This is a genomic window from Polaromonas sp. P2_G11, from assembly GCF_056403595.1.
In genome coordinates this window covers 293,554-309,666 of the sequence record NZ_JBFUFE010000006.1, presented here as the reverse complement: position 1 = coordinate 309,666, position 16,113 = coordinate 293,554, and the positions used below count along the sequence as shown (strand labels likewise).

Below are 16,113 nucleotides of genomic sequence, written 5' to 3'. Positions count from 1 at the left end.
AAACAACTGTGCAAGGATGGGCGGATGCTCCCTCCGCCACTGAATAGCGCTGCCGACAGCCCGCGCAGCCTTCACAGCCCTTACAGCCTCACGCCGGCGCGGGATGCGGCGGCCAGCTTTGCAGAGATGGAAGAGCTCAAGATGATCTTGCTGGCGGGCAGCGCGCACTTTGATGTGGCCGTTGCGGCCGAAGCGCATACTGCCGGCCCGTCTTTTCCCCTGTATGTGGCGGGCATCGGCTCCCGCGATCCGGCGGCGCCCGCGGTGGGCTTCTTCGGCGGCATCCATGGACTGGAACGCATCGGCACGCAGCTGGTTTTGCATTACATGCGGGCGTTGCTGTTTCGCCTGGAGTGGGACGATCTGCTGCACCGGCAACTCGAAAAGATCCGGCTGGTGTTCATGCCCATCGTGAATCCCGGCGGCATGTGGGCGCACAAGCGCGCCAACCCCCAGGGCGTGGACCTGATGCGCAACGCCCCCCACAAGGCCGACGCCCGTGTGCCTTTCCTGGCCGGCGGGCAAACCGTGAGCCCCCAGCTTCCCTGGTACTGCGGAAGGCCGGGCATGCCGATGGAAGTGGAAAGCGCGGCCGTATTGCAAGTGGTGCGGGAACAACTGGCCAGCCGGCCCTTCAGCCTGGCACTGGACTGCCATTCGGGCTACGGCTTTGAGGACAGCCTGTGGTTTCCGTACGCCAGGACGCGCCGGCTGATGCCGCACCTGCCGGAGATGTTTGCACTGCGGACCATGCTGGAGCAATCGCACCCGCACCACGCCTACAGCTTTGAGCCGCAAAGCAACCAGTACCTGCTGCACGGCGACCTTTGGGACCATGCCTATGATCGCGCCCCGGCGGAGAACATCTTTTTGCCGATGACGCTGGAGCTGGGCTCGTGGTTATGGATACGCAAGAACCCGCGCCAGCTGTTTTCGCGCCATGGAATTTTCAACCCCATCAAGGCCCACCGCACACGGCGTGTACTGCGCCGCCATGCAGACCTGCTGGATTTCCTGACACGCGCCGCATTCTCCGCACCGCGCTGGCTGCCTTCGGGCGACCAGCGCGTGCAGCTCGCACGGCTTGCCGCAGCGCACTGGCGCCCGCGCAGGGTGTTGTGACATGACCTGGGTGTTGCTCAGGGGCCTGACCCGCGAAGCGCGGCACTGGGGCGGCTTTGCACCGCAGCTTGCCGCAACATTGCCTGCCGCCGAAGCAAGCCAGACTGTGGCGCTTGACCTTCCGGGCAACGGCGTCTTTCACCGCGGCACCTCACCGCGCTCGGTGCGCGGCATGACAGACTTTGCACGGGCACAGCTATTGGCCAGCGGCCTGCAGCCTCCCTATCGGCTGGTGGCGATGTCACTGGGCGCGATGGTGGCGGCCGACTGGGCGCTGCAGTACCCGGGCGAAGTCTCGCGGCTGGTGCTGGTCAACACCAGCATGCGTCCCCACGGCCGGGTGACCGAACGCCTGCGCCCGGCCAACTGGCTGCCGCTGGCCTTGCTGGCTTTGCGCTGGGGCGATACAGACAGCGCCGAACGCATCATCCACCGGCTGACCTGCAACAACACCGCGTCGCGCGATGAAGACCTGGCCACGTGGACCCGTATCCGCCGGGATGCGCCCGTCAGCGCCGCCAATGCCTGGCGCCAGCTGGGGGCCGCAGCGGCTTTCAGCATTACCGCGCCGCCGACCTGCCCCACCCTGCTGCTGTCTTCGGCGGCCGACCACCTGGTGAACCCGCGCTGCACCTCTCGCCTGGCGAAAGCCTGGCAGGCCGCGCACCACGAACACCCTTGGGCCGGGCATGACCTGCCGCACGACGATCCCGGCTGGGTGTGCCGGCACATCGCAGACTGGCTAAACAGTTAATTTGCTATATTTTTGATAGCTGCTTTCGCCCGTCCATAAACGGCTTCAGGCACTTTTCCCCTAAGAAAAGCGGGTCTTGGCCGCAGGCAGCTGCCGGGTCCTGGAGCACTCAGGCAAAATCCAGCCTTGTCTATACAAGACAAAGCGCCATGAACAAGCCCACCCACCCAGCGACCGGCACCACGCCACCCGGCCCGACGGCCCAGGATGCCGTGGAGGCTACCGGCGCCAGCTTGCAGGGCGCGCCGGCAGACGCACCTTCTGTACGCAACAAGCGCCTGTGGGTACTGGCGCTCGGCACGGCCGCGGCCTGGCACCTGGATCCGGCGTTTGGTGAAATGGCGGAAATGATCGGCATGATTGCCTGCGCCGGCAACAAGACGCTGGCCAGGGACGCCATCATGCAGATGCGGGCGAAAGCCGACGCGCTGCGCGCGCAGATTCCCCCCTTGCCGGGCAGCGCATTGACCAAGGTGGTGCGGCGCGCTGAAGCAGCCTGCGGTGCAGTGCTGGACAAAGGCGTGCGTGTGAAGGAAGTGCAGACCAGCTGGGACCATTTTCTGGCCTGTGTCCGCGCGCTGCAAGACCCCCGCAGGTAGGGCGGCAAGCCCGGCTGCCGTCAGCCGTGCGGCCCCCGCCAGGGACTTTTGCAACGGGTCCACCGCGCCCAGCGTCCCGTCAATTTCACCGTTTTTCATCTGATATGTTTTTTGGGAGCGCAACTGATGCTGACACCGGCCGCCCATGTGCGGCATGATGGCCCCATGAACCCTAGATTTTTCCTACGCTTTTGCAAGCGTGTGCTGGCCACGCGGCTGTTGTGGGCCGGCCTTGCATTTGCCATGGCGGGTGCCGCCCAGGCAGCCCCGCCGCCGTTTGAAGACACCATCGCGCAGCGCACCATGGCCTGCACGGCCTGCCACGGGCCGCAGGGCCGGGCTGCACCCGACGGCTACTACCCGCGCCTGGCGGGAAAACCGGCGGGCTACCTGTACAACCAGCTGCTGAACTTTCGCGACGGGCGCCGCCACTACGGCCTCATGACGCAGCTGATCGAACCGCTCAGCGACACCTACCTGATGGAGATCGCGCAATACTTCTCCCAGCTCGAAGTCCCCTATCCCGCACCCCTGCCCGCTGCCGCATCACCCGAGGCCATGCGCCATGGACAGCAGTTGGCCATGCAGGGCGACGCCGCGCGCCGGCTGCCGGCCTGCGTGCAGTGCCACGGCCAGGCCATGACCGGCGTGGCGCCTGCCATTCCAGGCCTGCTGGGGCTGCCGCGTGACTACCTCAATGCACAGCTGGGCGCCTGGAAGGCCGGCCAGCGCCGCGCGCACGCGCCGGACTGCATGAAAAATGTAGTGGAAAAACTCACCCTGGAAGACATCAATGCCGTCGCCAGCTGGGTGGCGGCGCAGCCCCTGCCGGCAAGCACCAAACCAGCCACCACGCTGCCCGCGCTCGCACCCGGCGCTGTGGCCATCACCTGCGGGAGCGCAGCAGACATGCCCGCTGTACCGACTTTGCCCACCAGGAAACCGCAAAAATGAAGACCCTCCTCAAATGGGCGGTGGGCCTTTCCACCCTGGCAGCCGCCGCGGTTTTGCTGGTATGGGCCCTGAATGTGCGCGACGAAGTCGACGTGAAGGCGCCTGTGGCTAACGCGGCCCCCAGCGACAGCCTGATTGCCCGGGGCGCCTACCTGGCGCGCGCCGGCAATTGCCAGACCTGCCACACCGTGCAAGGCGGCCAGGCCTATGCGGGCGGGCGCGGCATTGCTACGCCGTTTGGCACAGTGTTCACGTCCAACCTCACGCCCGACGACAAAACCGGCATCGGCAGCTGGTCATCCGCCCATTTCTGGCGCGCCATGCACAACGGCCGCTCCAAAAACGGCCGCCTGCTCTACCCGGCCTTCCCCTACACCAGCTACACGCAGGTCACGCGCGAAGACTCGGATGCGCTGTTTGCCTACCTGCGTAGCATGCCCGCTGCGGTGCAGCCCAACCAATCCCATGCGCTGCGCTTTCCTTACCAGTCGCAGGCAGCGCTTGCGGTGTGGCGCGCCCTGTACTTCAGCCCCGGTGTGTACCAACCGGACACCGCACGCAGCGCCGACTGGAATCGCGGCGCCTACCTGGTCAAGGGCCTGGGTCATTGTGCGGCCTGCCACACCGCACGCAATGCGCTGGGCGCCAGCGACGCGGGGCTGGACCTGGCCGGCGGGCTGATCCCCATGCAGAACTGGTATGCGCCCTCATTGACCTCGCCGTATGAAGCGGGCGTGAGCGACTGGGACAGGCAACACATCGTGAGCCTTCTGAAAAACGGCGTTTCACCACGCGCCTCGGTCACCGGCCCCATGGCTGAAGTCGTCCAGCGCAGCACGCAGTATTTGAGCGATGCCGACCTCGGCGCGATGGCGCAGTTCCTCAAAGAGCTGCCGCCCTCGCACACCACGCCCCCCGAGCCGGCCACCATCAAGACGCAGGGCGAGTCGGTGGAACGCGCCGCCAAACTCTATGAACAGCACTGCGCCCAGTGCCACGGTGCCAAGGGCGAAGGCATCGCCAATGCCTACCCGGCGCTGGCAGGCAACCGCGCCGTGACCATGAGCCAGGCCGTGAACCTGGTGCAGATCGTGCTGAATGGCGGCTACGCCCCGGCCACCGCCGGCAACCCTCGCCCCTTTGGCATGCCGCCCTTCGTGCTGGTGCTGAACGACGCCGACATGGCGCTGGTGCTGACGCATGTCCGACAGTCATGGGGCAATAGGGCGAGTGAAATCACGCCGGTGGAAGTGAACCGGATACGGGCGAATACGGGGCGGTAGACGGATCACTGCGCTTCGTTGCGAAGCGGGGCGCAATGGTCGTCCTTTGAAGACAACAGGACCCGAGCCGCCAGCGCCCTTCATCTGGAGGACAGCGGCCTGCCAGCTACACACCTAAAATCACCTGCAGTGTGCAGCCCCCCCCTTCTGTTGATCCGGTTCATGGCGGAACTGCACCGCAACCGAAAGAGCGCATGTCAGCAGTCGTTGAAACCTGGTTTGGTGAGGCCTTCGCACAACTGCACCCGTTGCTCCAGGAACTTCATCGGTCTGGAGGCATGCTCTCTGGCACAGTCGAGGTTCGCCTGGGCACCGGCCTTGCAGGTTGGGCAGGCCGGCGGCTTGCGCAAAAACTTGGTGTCCCGCCTTGCGACGGGACTGCATCGATGAGCGTTTCCATTTTCAGCACTGACACCGAGCTTCACTGGAACCGTACCTTCAATAAAACCTCCACGTTTGCCTCAACCTTCACGCCGACAGGTCGTTATCCATCGGGTTACTGGGTCGAGTCATCGGGCCTGCTTCGCCTCAAGCTGGGTGTTTCCATTGTCAATGGCGGCTGGGTCTGGCGGCCCATCGGGGGCCGGCTAGCGGGCGTTCCCTTCCCTCTTTGGCTCCTGCCTCGCACGGCCGCATCGAAGTGCATCGACAACGGTCAGTATCAGTTCAAAGTAGAAGTCGGCCTCCCATTGCTCGGTACAGTGCTCTCCTATAGCGGGTACCTGGCGCCTGAATTTCCCCGTGACCCGACAAAAGCCAGGCATGGATAACACGTCCATCAGCAGCAACCATCAGGCACCATGGCACTCCAACGCAATGTTCAACAGCAGAATGCCGCCGTCAAGGCTCAGATCGAGCACGCGGCTGCACTCCAATCCTCATTGCAGGCTTGGCTTCATACGGTTCTTCTTTCGCACGGGCTTAAGCCTGCGTCCGGCCTATTGGTACAGCTCCATGAAATCCCCGAACAGGAAGGGAACCTGATGGCAGGCGTCTGGCTGACCGATACGTCGGAGTTCTGGGAATTCGAAGCCATGCTCTCGCGCGCCAATGGAGCGTTACTCGGTGTCGAAGAGTTCAGGAACGCTACTCCGTCGTTTCCGCCAACAGTCGGCGTGCCTGGGACCGGTGCCTCCTTCGGGTATCTTGCCCGCCAGGTGCTGCGTGAAATGCGTGGCGGCTAAGCTTCCATCAAGAGTTCACCTCGACAAGTCAGGTCGAGTTCATCTCAATCCTTAGGCCCCATATATGCCACTCGAAATGTTGATCGTGATTGCACTGTCACTTGTTGCATTCGCCTGCGTCTACATCCCAAAGCGCACCCCGAAACCGCGCATTCCCAAGCTGTCCGAATTTCCGGCCGGCACGGAATTCTTCGTGAAAGAATTCGACGTTCCACTTGCACAAATTCCAGGCAATGGCACTTGCGTCTGGGTGAACTGGTACGGTGGCAGGCCGCGGCCCTTCTTAGTCGAAAGGCTCAAGGTCGACAACAACTGGCCAGCCGATTCTTTTGAATCATGGGCAGCGCTGGTGGAGGCTTCACTCAAGTGATGCGTTGACTCATTCATCGAAATCTCACGATCCCGGTTTTGAAAGCGCGGACGCTAACGGTTAACCATCTTGTCCCGCCGCGACAACGACGGGAAGAGCCTGAACCACGCCGCAGCCACCAGCAGCGTCCCCACCCCACCCGCCACAACCGACCCGACCGGCCCCAGCAGCGCTGCAGTGGCGCCTGATTCAAACTCTCCAAGCTGGTTGGACGCGCCGATGAACACGGAGTTGACCGCGCTGACGCGGCCGCGCATTTCATTCGGCGTTTCGATCTGCACCAGTGTCTGGCGCACCACCACGCTGACCATATCGGCGCCGCCCGAGACGGCCAGCACCAGCAGTGACAGCACAAAGCTGGTCGACAGGCCAAACACCACCATGCACACGCCATAAAGGGCTACGGCCGACAGCATGGTCGGCCCGACGCGTCGCTCCAGCGGCCAGCGGGTCAGCACCGCGGACGTCAGCAAAGCGCCGACCGCAGGGGCACCGCGCAGCAGGCCCAGGCCCCAGGGCCCGACGTGCAGGATGTCTTTGGCGAACATGGGCAGCAAGGCCGTGGCGCCGCCCAGCAGCACGGCAAAAAGATCCAGCGACGCGGCGCCCAGCAGGGCCTTGCGCTGCCATACAAACTCCACGCCGGCCAGCAGCGTGCGCAGCGTCACCGGCTCGCGCGGCGGCGGCGCGTGGTCATAGCGCAGCACCGCGATCAGCACGCAGCCGGTGGCAAAGAGGAAGGCGCAGGTGGCATACACCGCCGTGGCGCCGGCCACAAAAATCACGCCACCCAGCGCTGGCCCGCCTATGACTGCTGCCTGCATGCCGGCCGAGCTGAAAGCCATGGCGCGCGGCAGCATGGCGGGCGGCACCAGCACCGGGGTAAGCGATTGCTGCGCGGGCATCTGGAAGGCGCGGGCCACGCCCAGCATGACCGACACTGCCAGCAACAACTCGCGCGAAGCCCAGCTGTGGTGCATTCCCCCAATTTGCCAGCCCTGTGTGGCCGCCACCAGGATCATCGCCACCGTGGCCTGCGTGACCAGGCAGGCCGCGATGATGCGCCCACGGTGAAATCGGTCGGCGACGTGTCCGGCCACCAGCGTCAGCAGCAAGGCCGGAACAAACTGGTACAGCCCCACCAGCCCGAGGTCCCAGGCGTTACCGGTCAGTTCGTACATCTGCCAGCCCACGGCGACCATCAGCATCTGGTTGCCTGTGGTGGCAAAAATCCGGGCGAACCACATGCGCATGTAGGCGCGCTGGCGGGTGAGTTCCTTGAATGAGTGTGTCGGCATGCGGCCCGAAGCTTAACAGCGCCGTACCCGCCAGGTGTGGCACGGGGCTACTCTTGAGGGGACGCTTCGGCGGTTGCAATGCTATTGATTTAATAGCTGCTTGCGCACGTCCTGTATAGCTAAATCCAGAATTAGTGCATTGACTCATCCACAGGCATGAGGGCTCTCCCCGGAGCGGGACCATTTTTACCCAAACCGGAAAACAAGCCCGATAAGCCCGCCTGCTGGCCTGAAAATTAGGCCATTGGCTTTAAGTGGGAGACCGTTTTAGGCGAAACAGGCAGTTAACATGGCGACATAACAGGGCCACCCTGGCACCAGGAGGAAGAAGTTATGCACCGCATCGTCATAGTGGGCGGAGGCGCCGGAGGGCTGGCGCTGGCCACGCAACTGGGCAAACGCCTGGGCAAAAAGGGCCTGGCCGAGGTCACCCTGGTCGACGCCGCCCGCACCCACGTCTGGAAACCGCTGCTGCACCAGCTGGCCGCCGGCAGTTTTGACACCCACGCCGAAGAAATTGAATACCTCGCGCAGGCCCGCTGGAACCACTTCAAGTTCCGTCTGGGCAGCCTGACCGGCGTGGACCGCCAGAACAAAACCCTGCAGCTGGCCGCCAGCCATGACGAAGCCGGCCGCGAGATCACACCGGCCCAGCAACTGGCCTACGACACGCTGGTGATTGCCGTGGGCAGCCAGACCAACGACTTCGGCACGCCCGGTGCGGCCGAACACACCATCAAGCTCGACAGCCCGCAGGCCGCCAAGCGCTTTAACGACCGCCTCATCAACGCCTGCATTCGCGCGCAAACCGTGCCGCGCGTGGCCGGCAGCGGTCGTCTGACGGTGGCGATCGTGGGCGGCGGCGCCACCGGGGTGGAGCTGGCCGCCGAGCTGCACGCCGCAGCGCGGGTGCTGGCCAACTACGGCTTTGACCACATCCACCCCGAAAAAGACCTGCAGATCATTCTCGTCGAAGCCGCGCCGCGCCTGCTGGCCCAGTTGCCCGAGCGACTGAGCGAATCGGCCATGCGCGAGCTGCGCAAGCTGGCCATCGAAGTGCACACCAATGAAAAAGTGGTGGAAGTCACGGCCGACAGCCTGAAGATGGCCAGCGGCAAGGTCATTTCATCGAGCATCACGGTGTGGGCCGCCGGCGTAAAAGCCTCCGACTTTCTGCGGACCCTGGGCGATGGCAACCCGCTGGAAACCAACAGGCTCAACCAGCTGGTGGTGAACGGAAACCTGCAAAGCACGGGCGACGCAAACATCTATGCCTTTGGCGACTGTGCGGCATGCCAGCAACCCGACGGCACCTGGGTACCACCGCGAGCCCAGGCCGCCTACCAGCAGGCCATGTACCTGACACGCTCACTCTCCGACCTGATCGCCGGCAAGCCGGTAGCGCCCTTCGTCTTCAAGGACCAGGGTTCGCTGGTGTCGCTGTCGGAATACTCTTCCGTCGGCAGCCTGATGGGCAGTCTCACCAAGGGCAGCTTCTTCATTGAAGGCCAGCTGGCCAAGTTCATGTACTGGGGCCTGCACAAGCAGCACCAGCTGGCGCTGGGCGGCTTCAAGAAAACCGCACTGATCACGCTGTCGGAAATGCTGGACCGCACCTATCGCCCCCGCATCAAGTTGCATTGATAATCACGGCATCCCTCTCGCGATTCTTTTATCAACCTCACTCAACCCAACGGAGAAAACCATGGCAAAAGGACAGCAAAACAACAACAAGATGGTCAAGAAGCCGAAGAAGGACACCTCGCCACCCAAGACGGTGTCTCCCGACGCGGTGCGCCCGACCATCGTGACGCAGGTTCCGCTGCGCGGCAAACTGAAGAACAAATAAGGTTTTGATGGTCGGCACTGGCGACTTGCCTGCAAACCCGCCCGGAGATGTCCTGGCTGTCGCTCCAGCACAGCCGGGCAATCCACTGCATGGCGTCAAGCTGGAAACGATCGTCACTGCGCTGTCTGACCACTACGGCTGGGAAGAGCTGGGCCAGCGCATCAACATCCGCTGTTTTACCAGCGACCCCAGCGTGGCGTCCAGCCTGAAATTTTTGCGCAAGACGCCCTGGGCGCGCGAGAAAGTCGAAAGCCTTTACCTCTTCATGCTGCGGGAAGTCAAACGCAGCAGCCCGCCGGTTCACAACTTCCCGCCGCCTAAAGCCAAGCCCCAGCCCTAGAGGGGATTGGCGAACAAGAGCATCATGGCGATGCCCACACCGATCAGGAAGTTGGCATCGATCAGGCCGGCCAGCAGGAACATCTTGACCTGCAGCGGCTCCATCAATTCGGGCTGGCGCACGGCACCTTCCAGAAATCGCCCGCCCATCGTCCCTATGCCCAGGCAGGCGCCAATGGCGCCCAGGCCGATGATCAATCCACATGCAATGGCAATGGCACCTGCGTCAGTCATGATGTCTTCTCCTTGGTTAAAAACTTTTCGTTGACTGAATCATGAAGGCCGAGCCGCCGCAGAACAATTACCCCGCAGGTAATGTCATCGACATTCCAGGTGTGAGGCTGCTACACGCCGATGAGTTCCTGCTGGTGCTGGACAAGCCTTCAGGACTGCTCTCAGTGCCGGGACGCGGCGAAGACAAGCAGGACTGCCTGAGTGCCCGCGTGCAGGCCGCCTTTCCAGACGCCCTGATCGTGCACCGGCTGGACCAGGCCACCTCGGGCCTGATGCTGATGGCGCGCGGCGCGGCCATGCAGCGGGCGCTGAGCCGATCGTTTGAAACGCGTGAGGTTGGCAAGCGCTACGTGGCGGTGGTAAGCGGCCACTTGCCCGCATCGAGTGATCCGAATGCCCCGGACGGCTGGGGCCTGATCGACCTGCCCATCATCGTGGACTGGCCACGCCGGCCGCTGCGCATCATCGATGCCGAACGCGGCAAACCCAGCCAGACCCGCTGGCGCGTGCTGGCGCATGATACGGCGGCTAACACCACGCGCGTAGAACTCGAACCTGTCACCGGCCGGTCGCATCAATTGCGCGTGCATCTAAAAGCGCTGGGCCATCCGATTTTAGGCGACGCGCTGTACGCCTCTGAAACGGTACAGGCGGCCGCGCCCCGGCTGTTGCTGCACGCCGCAGCGCTGCAGCTCACGCATCCGGCCAGCGGGCAGGCGATGGCATTTGAAAGCAAGCCCGACTTTTAGACCGCGAGCAGTTCCATGGTACCGGCGCTACCATGCAACCATGACACAAAACACCCACCTCACCCTGATCACAGGCGCCTCGCGCGGCATGGGCTTTTCCATGGCACGCCAGCTGCTCACCGCCGGCCACACGGTGCTTGGCATTTCGCGCACTGCCGTGCCCGAGCTGGAAGAACATGCGCAGCATGTCGGCGCTACGGTGCTGCAATGGGCGCATGACCTGGCGGACAGCGGCTCACTGAATGAGAAGCTGGAAAGCTGGCTCAAGGATTCACATGCCAGGGCACCCTGGACCAGCGTCACGCTGATCAACAACGCAGGCGTGATCCCGCAGATCGGCTCGCTGGACCAGATTGGCGAAGCAGACCTGGCAAGGGCGCTGCGTGTGGGACTGGAAGCGCCCATGCAAATCACCGCCGCCTTCCTGCGCGCCACCGGCGGCTGGCAGGCGCCGCGCAAGGTGCTCAATATTTCGTCGGGCCTGGGGCGCCGCGCCATGGCTTCGCAAGCGGCTTACTGCGCCGCCAAAGCCGGCATGGACCATTTCACCCGCTGCCTGGCACTGGAAGAAGCCCTGAAGCCCCATGGCGCCAAAGTCTGCTCACTCGCACCCGGCGTGATCGACACAGGCATGCAGGAGCAGCTGCGCGCAGCCGACCCCAAGGCCTTTCCGGATCGTGAGTCGTTTGTAGGTTTGAAAACGGGCGGCGTACTGACATCGCCCGAAGATGCCGCTGCGCGAATCCTCGCTTTCCTGGCACGGCCAGATTTCGGCGCCAATCCAGTAGCTGACGTGAGGGACTGACCGCTCCCACTGGTTACCAAAGAACTCTTAAACCCAGCAGGTGCCGCGGAACCGGCTTTGCCGGGCCGCAGGCGCCGCCCCCTCGAGGGGGGAACAGGCTACACGCAGTGAGCCTGGACAGGGGTGGGTCTATTTCTGAAGTGAGCCTGAACGGGGGTGTTAGTAGATTTCCGGTACCACAATGTTTTGTGGGACCGGAACGCGCACATAGTCCTCATGGCGCACCCGTTCGGGCAGCACGATGGGCGGGTGCGGGGTTTCCTGGTAGGGCATCTGCTGCAGCAGGTGGTGGATGCAGTTCAGGCGGGCTTTTTTCTTGTCGTCCGCCTGCACCACCCACCATGGGGCCTCGGGGATGTGGGTGCGGTCCAGCATGATCTCCTTGGCCTTGGTGTACTCCTCCCAGCGGCGGCGTGACTCCAGATCCATGGGGCTGAGCTTCCATTGCTTGAGCGGGTCGTGGATGCGCCCGAGAAAGCGCAGGTGCTGCTCTTCATCGGAAATGGAAAACCAGTACTTGATGAGCTGTATGCCCGAACGCACCAGCATCTTTTCAAACTCCGGCACGGTACGGAAAAATTCTTCGTACTGGTCGTCGGTGCAAAAGCCCATGACGCGTTCCACGCCGGCGCGGTTGTACCAGCTGCGGTCAAACAGCACGATCTCGCCGGCTGCCGGCAAATGGGACACATAACGCTGGAAGTACCACTGCGTGCGCTCGCGGTCGTTCGGGGCCGGCAATGCCGCCACACGGCAGACGCGCGGATTGAGCCGCTGGGTGATGCGTTTGATCACGCCTCCCTTGCCGGCGGCGTCGCGCCCTTCAAACAAAATCACCACCTTGTGGCCGGTGCTGACCACCCAGTCCTGCAGCTTCACGAGTTCGGCCTGCAGGCGGAACAGCTCACGGAAGTACTGGCGGCGGTCTTCTTTTTCCTGTGCCGCGTCCCTGGGGCTGCGGGCAGGCTGCTCTTCCCCGACAAGCTCGGCCACGGTGCGGTCTTCAATCTCCATCTCCAGCTCTTCGTCGTAGCTGTCGATCAGGTCGTTGCGGATCCGCCGCATCAATTCTTCTTCGCTTGAACTCAAGGCTCTCTCCTGCACAACCGGAAATCGGTCAAACACCCCAGCGTACCCACGGCACATGGCAGTTTGATGAAACGGCCGAAAACCGTTGTCCATATCACCGGACTTTCAAGCCGCCCTGCAGGGCAGGAACGATATAAACCCCGTTTTTTGCTTCCATTTTGATAGCTGCTTGCGCAAGTTCCTATTGGGTTTCAAGGCAGTTTTCCTTAAAAATCAGGAATTCCCATGACGTGGTCAGCTTTTCTTGAGAATCTGGTAAATCTCGTCCTTGACCTTGAGCCGCCGCTTTTTCAGGTCTTCCAGCGCCTCGTCCGTGATGACACCCACGCCCTGCTCATACTTTGCAATCGCGTGGTTATCCTCGTCGTAGCGCGCAAAGAGCTCGGCAAAGTGTGGGTCAGACACCTTGAGGCTGCGCATCTTCTGCAGGTATTCCGGAAATTCATGTGCAATGTCGTGGTTCAGAAGGTCCATAAAAGCTCCTTTGTTGGTGTCACGTCATCAGGAAACGGCGGCTCAGTCGCGCACCACCAGCACAGGCAGGTGTGCATGGGAAAGCACCTGGGCGGTGACGCTACCCAGTACCAGTTTTTCAAGCCCGCGGCGGCCATGCGAGCCCATCACGATCAGGTCGGCATTGATCGCCTCGGCGGTGTCCAGAATGCCGCGATAGATGGCATGGCCTTCCACCACCGATCCGGTGGCGGTGATACCCGCCTCCTTGAAAGCTTGCTCGGCTGCGGTGATGGCCTCATTGGCTTCGGCCGTGGCAGCGCTCAGGTATTCGGCCTGCCCATAGGCAAAGTCGGCGCCCACCCCGGTAAAAGCATAGGGGTCTATGACGTAAACGACGGTCACCTCGCTCTTGAACGCCTGGGCCACTGCCAGTGCATTGCCGATCGCCTTGCGCGAGGTGGAAGAGCCGTCTACAGGAACCAGAATGTGCTTGTACATGATGGAATCTCCTTGAGCCAGGAATGGATTCTGCGGCCGGCGCCCTTCGCGGGTCAATGCCGGCCAGAGCAGGGCCGCTACGGGCCCGCCATGCATCAGTTATAGGGTATTGGGTGACAGGCCGCCGTCAGACAAGGCGCCGAAACCGCAGCGCCTGCGCTGCGCGGGCGTCACTACCCCCCAGCATTCATTCAGGTTTGATATTGGCCGATTTGGCCAGTTGCGCATAACGCGCCAGGTCCACCTTGATCAGCCTGGCAAGCGCGGCACCGTCGCCGCTCAGGGGCTCCACGCCTGCTCCTGAAAGGTTTTCCCTCACGGCGGCTTCGGCCAATACTTTTTGAACGTCCGCATAAATTTTGGCAACCACCTCGGGCGGCATTTTGGCCGGGCCCATCAGCGCATACCAGATGGAAAAGTCCAGCGGCTTCAGGCCCTGCTCTTCAAAGGTCGGCACCTGGGGCATCAGGTCATAGCGCGTAGCGGTCGACACGCCAATGCCGTTGAGCTTGCCGGTCTTGATGTGCGGCGCAGCAAGGTTGGCGCTGAGGATGGCCAATTGCACCTGGCCGCCCACCACGTCGGTCAGCGCAGGGGCACAGCCCTTGTAGCCGACATTGGTAGCACTGACACCAGACTTTTGCTTGACCAGTTCCATCACGAAATGCTGCGGTGTGCCGACGCCACAGGAGCCGTAGCTCAGCGCTGCCGGGTTGGCTTTGGAATAGGTGACCAGTTCCTGAATCGTCTTGATGTTGGTGCTTTGATGAGACACCAGCGCGATCGGCGTGAGGCCCAGCAGCATGATGGGTGTCAGGTCTTTTTCGGGGTCGTAGTTGAGCTTGCCGTTCACGGCCGGGTTGACCACCATGGTGCTGTTTTGCAGCAGCAGCGTGTAGCCGTCTGCCGGCGCCTTGACCACGGCTTCCGTGCCGATATTGCCGGAGGCACCCGCACGGTTGTCGACCGCTATGCCCTGCCCCCACAGGGTCTGCAGGCGTGCGCCGATCTGGCGCGCCAGGATGTCGGAGCCGCCGCCGGTGCCATAAGGAACAATGATGCGCACGGGGCGTGATGGATAGGCTTGCGCCAGCGCCTGCGTTGCTGTCATGCAGGTCAGTGACATCAAGGTGACCAGGGCCAGGAGCTTTGGAAATTTCATGATTCGCCTCTTTCCTCTTTCGTTTGTACGGGCTGTTTATTCAATAGCGCCGATACTGCGGCTCCACAATTCCCACGGCCGCATGACCTGGCCCTCATTCGTCGCCATGGCCAGGTCCGCTTCTTCGGGCGTCAGGAATTCGATGGGGCCCAGGGCCGATGCCGTGAGCTGCAGTCTGGCATTTTCTTCGGCATAGACCGCCCGGTAAACCGCGCGCTCCAGCGAAGGCGCCACTACGGTCGAACCGTGGCCGCGCATCAGCACGCAGGTGTGCTGGCCCAGTGCCCTGGCGAGGTCTTTGCCCAGGCCCATGTCGCGGATCAGCAGGTCGGTGTTGCCGTTGGACTCGCGAATTTCATACAGCGTCGAGCCGCTGCCCAAAAAACCGCTCATGTGGAAGATGGGGCGCAGGCGCTGGCCGGTCACGCCGAAAGGAATCACGCTAGGGGAATGGCTGTGCACCACCGCCATCACGTCGGGCCGCGCGCGATAGATTTCGCCGTGGATAAAGCGCTCCAGGTAAGAACGCAGCGTGGACTCACCCACCAGGTCGCCATTGAGGTCGTAGGTCAGGATGTCGGCTTTTTTGACCAGCCCGGGCGCACGGTTGCAGGACAGCAGGAAATGCCCGGACGACTTGTCGTGGCGCACGCTCACATGGCCAAAGCCATCTACCACCCCCTGGTCGTACAGGATGCGGTTGGCCATCACGAGTTTTTCGACCAGCGCTGGATCGGGCGCGGAAGGCGTCATGGAGTCTCCTTATTGGCAACGGCCCTACGGTCGTTTTTAATAAGCACACATATTACATGGCGAATTTTCCAGGCAAACGCTGAAGATTCAGGGTAAACCCGCTCTCTTCGGGCGTTCATCCGGTTTTCCGTCTTCCGCCGCCCCAGGCTGGCGCGTCAGGGCTCGATCTTCACGCCCTTCCAGAAGGCAATGTGACCCTTGATGTTGTCGGCTTCGGGTTTGGGATCGGGGTAATACCAGGCGGCATCGGTGTTCATTTCCCCGTTGACCAGCAACGAGTAATAGCTGGCCTGGCCTTTCCAAGAACACATGGTGTGGTGGTTGCTGAAGGTCACGTAGTCGCGGTTGAGCGAGCTTTCAGGGAAATAGTGGTTGCCTTCCACCACCACGGTGTCGTCGCTTTGCGCAATCACTGCGCCGTTCCAGATGGCTTTCATGGGAATGTCTTTCTGCTCAAGCTGATGTTGAGGCTGCGATGAGATATTGATCAGTTGATCGGAAATTGGAAGAAACAGGGCTCCATGCTACCCCTCAGCGCAGGCTTGGGCCGGCCCGGGGGTTTATGAACCGTAGCGGACACGATGAGGGCCAAAAAAAAGCGCCGATGACGGACAC

General features: G+C 62.5%; 21 protein-coding genes. 13 read left to right on the top strand and 8 right to left on the bottom strand.

What is annotated here, in order from left to right; all coding sequences use genetic code 11:
• Positions 1-24: 24 nt before the first annotated feature.
• The 8 genes from AC1DWQ_RS21580 (at position 25) to AC1DWQ_RS21545 (ending at position 6,266) form a co-directional block, all read left to right on the top strand.
• Complete coding sequence (locus AC1DWQ_RS21580; protein WP_477671476.1) at positions 25-1,122, top strand: M14 family zinc carboxypeptidase; 1,098 nt, start codon at positions 25-27, stop codon at positions 1,120-1,122.
• A gap of 1 nt (position 1,123) precedes the next feature.
• Positions 1,124-1,876, top strand: coding sequence for an alpha/beta fold hydrolase (locus AC1DWQ_RS21575; RefSeq protein ID WP_477671475.1), 753 nt, complete (start codon positions 1,124-1,126; stop codon positions 1,874-1,876).
• 149 nt (positions 1,877-2,025) lie between these two features.
• Complete coding sequence (locus AC1DWQ_RS21570; protein ID WP_477671474.1) at positions 2,026-2,475, top strand: hypothetical protein; 450 nt, start codon at positions 2,026-2,028, stop codon at positions 2,473-2,475.
• 165 nt (positions 2,476-2,640) lie between these two features.
• Positions 2,641-3,429 carry a c-type cytochrome gene (locus AC1DWQ_RS21565; protein ID WP_477671473.1) on the top strand — a complete coding sequence of 263 codons (789 nt, stop codon included), beginning with the start codon at positions 2,641-2,643 and terminating at the stop codon, positions 3,427-3,429.
• Entirely contained in the window at positions 3,426-4,712 is a 1,287-nt protein-coding gene (locus AC1DWQ_RS21560; protein ID WP_477671472.1) for a c-type cytochrome, read from the top strand. Before AC1DWQ_RS21565 ends, AC1DWQ_RS21560 begins: the two co-directional genes overlap by 4 nt.
• 194 nt (positions 4,713-4,906) lie before the next feature.
• The gene (locus AC1DWQ_RS21555; RefSeq protein WP_477671471.1) at positions 4,907-5,482 is read left to right on the top strand and encodes a DUF4166 domain-containing protein; all 576 of its coding nucleotides are present in this window, start codon (positions 4,907-4,909) and stop codon (positions 5,480-5,482) included.
• 30 nt (positions 5,483-5,512) lie between these two features.
• Positions 5,513-5,896 carry a hypothetical protein gene (locus AC1DWQ_RS21550; protein WP_477671470.1) on the top strand — a complete coding sequence of 128 codons (384 nt, stop codon included), beginning with the start codon at positions 5,513-5,515 and terminating at the stop codon, positions 5,894-5,896.
• Positions 5,897-5,972: 76 nt separating this feature from the next.
• A complete protein-coding gene (locus tag AC1DWQ_RS21545) occupies positions 5,973-6,266 on the top strand; it encodes a hypothetical protein (RefSeq protein ID WP_477671469.1) in 294 nt (97 codons plus the stop codon).
• Positions 6,267-6,319: 53 nt separating this feature from the next.
• Here AC1DWQ_RS21545 and AC1DWQ_RS21540 read toward each other — a convergent pair whose 3' ends face one another.
• Positions 6,320-7,564 carry an MFS transporter gene (locus AC1DWQ_RS21540; protein WP_477671468.1) on the bottom strand — a complete coding sequence of 415 codons (1,245 nt, stop codon included), beginning with the start codon at positions 7,562-7,564 and terminating at the stop codon, positions 6,320-6,322.
• A gap of 333 nt (positions 7,565-7,897) precedes the next feature.
• Here AC1DWQ_RS21540 and AC1DWQ_RS21535 point away from each other — a divergent pair, with 333 nt between their 5' ends.
• From AC1DWQ_RS21535 to AC1DWQ_RS21525, 3 genes are all read left to right on the top strand, one after another.
• Positions 7,898-9,208: an NAD(P)/FAD-dependent oxidoreductase gene (locus AC1DWQ_RS21535; protein WP_477671467.1), complete on the top strand. Its 1,311-nt coding sequence runs from the start codon at positions 7,898-7,900 to the stop codon at positions 9,206-9,208.
• Positions 9,209-9,269: 61 nt separating this feature from the next.
• Positions 9,270-9,413 (top strand): hypothetical protein, encoded by a 144-nt coding sequence (locus AC1DWQ_RS21530; RefSeq protein ID WP_164483755.1) that lies wholly within the window; start codon positions 9,270-9,272, stop codon positions 9,411-9,413.
• A gap of 7 nt (positions 9,414-9,420) precedes the next feature.
• Positions 9,421-9,753, top strand: coding sequence for a VF530 family protein (locus AC1DWQ_RS21525; RefSeq protein ID WP_477671466.1), 333 nt, complete (start codon positions 9,421-9,423; stop codon positions 9,751-9,753).
• On the opposite strand, the gene atpE is transcribed toward AC1DWQ_RS21525, so the two are convergent.
• Entirely contained in the window at positions 9,750-9,986 is a 237-nt protein-coding gene (gene atpE / locus AC1DWQ_RS21520) for a F0F1 ATP synthase subunit C (protein ID WP_477671465.1), read from the bottom strand. The genes AC1DWQ_RS21525 and atpE overlap by 4 nt on opposite strands.
• A gap of 41 nt (positions 9,987-10,027) precedes the next feature.
• On the opposite strand from atpE, the gene AC1DWQ_RS21515 reads away from it, so the two are divergent.
• Together AC1DWQ_RS21515 and AC1DWQ_RS21510 are read left to right on the top strand one after the other, a co-directional pair.
• Positions 10,028-10,735, top strand: a complete 708-nt coding sequence (locus AC1DWQ_RS21515) for a pseudouridine synthase (RefSeq protein WP_477671464.1) — start codon at positions 10,028-10,030, stop codon at positions 10,733-10,735.
• A gap of 40 nt (positions 10,736-10,775) precedes the next feature.
• Positions 10,776-11,540 (top strand): SDR family NAD(P)-dependent oxidoreductase, encoded by a 765-nt coding sequence (locus AC1DWQ_RS21510; RefSeq protein ID WP_477671463.1) that lies wholly within the window; start codon positions 10,776-10,778, stop codon positions 11,538-11,540.
• 159 nt (positions 11,541-11,699) lie between these two features.
• Here AC1DWQ_RS21510 and ppk2 read toward each other — a convergent pair whose 3' ends face one another.
• From ppk2 to AC1DWQ_RS21480, 6 genes are all read right to left on the bottom strand, one after another.
• Positions 11,700-12,605, bottom strand: coding sequence for a polyphosphate kinase 2 (gene ppk2 / locus AC1DWQ_RS21505; RefSeq protein ID WP_477671621.1), 906 nt, complete (start codon positions 12,603-12,605; stop codon positions 11,700-11,702).
• Positions 12,606-12,863: 258 nt separating this feature from the next.
• Positions 12,864-13,103 carry an HP1242/YdcH family protein gene (locus tag AC1DWQ_RS21500; RefSeq protein ID WP_457279214.1) on the bottom strand — a complete coding sequence of 80 codons (240 nt, stop codon included), beginning with the start codon at positions 13,101-13,103 and terminating at the stop codon, positions 12,864-12,866.
• A 42-nt stretch (positions 13,104-13,145) separates the two neighbouring features.
• Entirely contained in the window at positions 13,146-13,583 is a 438-nt protein-coding gene (locus AC1DWQ_RS21495; RefSeq protein WP_477671462.1) for a universal stress protein, read from the bottom strand.
• 187 nt (positions 13,584-13,770) lie between these two features.
• Positions 13,771-14,745: a Bug family tripartite tricarboxylate transporter substrate binding protein gene (locus AC1DWQ_RS21490; protein ID WP_477671461.1), complete on the bottom strand. Its 975-nt coding sequence runs from the start codon at positions 14,743-14,745 to the stop codon at positions 13,771-13,773.
• A 36-nt stretch (positions 14,746-14,781) separates the two neighbouring features.
• Positions 14,782-15,498: a class II aldolase/adducin family protein gene (locus tag AC1DWQ_RS21485; protein ID WP_477671460.1), complete on the bottom strand. Its 717-nt coding sequence runs from the start codon at positions 15,496-15,498 to the stop codon at positions 14,782-14,784.
• Positions 15,499-15,653: 155 nt separating this feature from the next.
• On the bottom strand, positions 15,654-15,935 hold the full coding sequence (locus AC1DWQ_RS21480; RefSeq protein WP_092127063.1) for a DUF427 domain-containing protein: 282 nt from the start codon (positions 15,933-15,935) through the stop codon (positions 15,654-15,656).
• Positions 15,936-16,113 lie beyond the last annotated feature (178 nt).

Bases quoted from the DNA above. Each gene is read 5' to 3' on its own strand.
- ppk2 (WP_477671621.1), bottom strand. From the start codon at position 12,605: ATGCGGCGGATCCGCAACGACCTGATCGACAGCTACGACGAAGAGCTG.
- AC1DWQ_RS21580 (WP_477671476.1), top strand. From the start codon at position 25: ATGCTCCCTCCGCCACTGAATAGCGCTGCCGACAGCCCGCGCAGCCTT.
- AC1DWQ_RS21535 (WP_477671467.1), top strand. From the start codon at position 7,898: ATGCACCGCATCGTCATAGTGGGCGGAGGCGCCGGAGGGCTGGCGCTG.
- AC1DWQ_RS21525 (WP_477671466.1), top strand. From the start codon at position 9,421: ATGGTCGGCACTGGCGACTTGCCTGCAAACCCGCCCGGAGATGTCCTG.
- AC1DWQ_RS21545 (WP_477671469.1), top strand. From the start codon at position 5,973: ATGTTGATCGTGATTGCACTGTCACTTGTTGCATTCGCCTGCGTCTAC.
- AC1DWQ_RS21560 (WP_477671472.1), top strand. From the start codon at position 3,426: ATGAAGACCCTCCTCAAATGGGCGGTGGGCCTTTCCACCCTGGCAGCC.
- AC1DWQ_RS21490 (WP_477671461.1), bottom strand. From the start codon at position 14,745: ATGAAATTTCCAAAGCTCCTGGCCCTGGTCACCTTGATGTCACTGACC.
- AC1DWQ_RS21515 (WP_477671464.1), top strand. From the start codon at position 10,028: ATGAAGGCCGAGCCGCCGCAGAACAATTACCCCGCAGGTAATGTCATC.
- AC1DWQ_RS21570 (WP_477671474.1), top strand. From the start codon at position 2,026: ATGAACAAGCCCACCCACCCAGCGACCGGCACCACGCCACCCGGCCCG.
- atpE (WP_477671465.1), bottom strand. From the start codon at position 9,986: ATGACTGACGCAGGTGCCATTGCCATTGCATGTGGATTGATCATCGGC.
- AC1DWQ_RS21575 (WP_477671475.1), top strand. From the start codon at position 1,124: ATGACCTGGGTGTTGCTCAGGGGCCTGACCCGCGAAGCGCGGCACTGG.
- AC1DWQ_RS21500 (WP_457279214.1), bottom strand. From the start codon at position 13,103: ATGGACCTTCTGAACCACGACATTGCACATGAATTTCCGGAATACCTG.
- AC1DWQ_RS21565 (WP_477671473.1), top strand. From the start codon at position 2,641: ATGAACCCTAGATTTTTCCTACGCTTTTGCAAGCGTGTGCTGGCCACG.
- AC1DWQ_RS21530 (WP_164483755.1), top strand. From the start codon at position 9,270: ATGGCAAAAGGACAGCAAAACAACAACAAGATGGTCAAGAAGCCGAAG.
- AC1DWQ_RS21510 (WP_477671463.1), top strand. From the start codon at position 10,776: ATGACACAAAACACCCACCTCACCCTGATCACAGGCGCCTCGCGCGGC.
- AC1DWQ_RS21480 (WP_092127063.1), bottom strand. From the start codon at position 15,935: ATGAAAGCCATCTGGAACGGCGCAGTGATTGCGCAAAGCGACGACACC.
- AC1DWQ_RS21555 (WP_477671471.1), top strand. From the start codon at position 4,907: ATGTCAGCAGTCGTTGAAACCTGGTTTGGTGAGGCCTTCGCACAACTG.
- AC1DWQ_RS21485 (WP_477671460.1), bottom strand. From the start codon at position 15,498: ATGACGCCTTCCGCGCCCGATCCAGCGCTGGTCGAAAAACTCGTGATG.
- AC1DWQ_RS21550 (WP_477671470.1), top strand. From the start codon at position 5,513: ATGGCACTCCAACGCAATGTTCAACAGCAGAATGCCGCCGTCAAGGCT.
- AC1DWQ_RS21495 (WP_477671462.1), bottom strand. From the start codon at position 13,583: ATGTACAAGCACATTCTGGTTCCTGTAGACGGCTCTTCCACCTCGCGC.
- AC1DWQ_RS21540 (WP_477671468.1), bottom strand. From the start codon at position 7,564: ATGCCGACACACTCATTCAAGGAACTCACCCGCCAGCGCGCCTACATG.